The organism is Streptomyces klenkii, from assembly GCF_003626645.1.
Taxonomy (GTDB): Bacteria; Actinomycetota; Actinomycetes; order Streptomycetales; family Streptomycetaceae; genus Streptomyces; species Streptomyces klenkii.
In genome coordinates this window covers 1-1011 of sequence record NZ_RBAM01000232.1, presented here as the reverse complement: position 1 = coordinate 1011, position 1011 = coordinate 1, and the positions used below count along the sequence as shown (strand labels likewise).

The 1011-nt window shown below is 77.0% G+C and carries 2 protein-coding genes; both read left to right on the top strand.

From position 1 onward, the window contains the following. The first annotated feature begins 144 nt into the window (after nt 1-144). Nucleotides 145-357, top strand: coding sequence for a DUF397 domain-containing protein (locus tag D7231_RS35990; RefSeq protein ID WP_120760596.1), 213 nt, complete (start codon nt 145-147; stop codon nt 355-357). Between the two features lie 78 nt (nt 358-435). Continuing rightward, entirely contained in the window at nt 436-690 is a 255-nt protein-coding gene (locus tag D7231_RS35985; RefSeq protein ID WP_120760593.1) for a hypothetical protein, read from the top strand. The last annotated feature ends 321 nt before the right edge of the window (nt 691-1011 follow it).

The following is a 1011-nucleotide window of genomic DNA, read 5'->3' as shown; positions in this document are numbered from 1 at the left end:
CCGGGGAGAATACACCGCCGTCGCCGCGGTGGGGAGGGGGGCCTCGCAGGGTCCATCCGGTCGAGTGAAGCGGCACATCATATGGCGATCCGGACTAGTACGGTCACGGGGCATTCGAGCCGACCGACACCTTCCGGAGAGATCATGGCGATTGAGCAGGGCAGCAGCGACACCTGGACCAAGTCCTCGCATTCGGGCGGGAACGGGGCCTGTCTCGAAGTGATGTCCCCGGCCCGGAACCGGCTGGCCGTCCGCGACTCCAAGGCTCCGGCCGGGCCGCGCCTGGCGTTCGCCCCCGGCTCCTGGGCGGCGTTCGTGGACGCCATGGGCCGCGAGGGGCTGACCGCCCCGCTGTGAGCCCCGCCCCCCGGGGGGCGGGTGGGCGGGTGCGGGCCCGGCGGGCAGCGCCTACGCTGGCAGCAGGGAGGTGCCGTAATGTCCGGATCATCGGAATCGTCGGAAGCGCCGAAGAAGGGGCCGAAGCGGGGCGAGTCGAGCCAGGGGCGGGCCACCGACCCCGCCGACCAGCCCACGCCCGACCGGCTGCTGCACACCGGCGCGGAGAGGCCCCTCGACCCCGAGGACCTGGTGCGGCTCAGCGGCCGCGAGCCCACGCCCGAGCGCGTGGAGAAGGCCAGGAAGCTGCTGGAGGAGGAGGGCCCGGCCGCGGCCGAGCGCTACCTGCCCTGAGCCCCGCCCGAGCCCGGCCCCGCCCGGGCCCCCGACCCCGCCCGAGCCCGCGGCCGGAATGAAACCGGCCGCGGCCCTCGTTGCCCATCACCGTGAACGCCGCCACCGCGCGCCCCTCCGACCCCACCGGCCGGCGCGGGCGACGCGGAGCGCGGCCGGGCGACGAGCGAAGGGCGGAACGGCCGTGGCGGAAGCGACCGGCGGAGCCGGGCAGACCGGGGCGACGGGGCAGGACGAGGCGGCCGGGCCGCCCCCCGGGGCCGCCGCCCCGGCCATCCGGGGAACGGCCCGCGGAACGGCCCCCGTGCCCCTGTCCGTCCT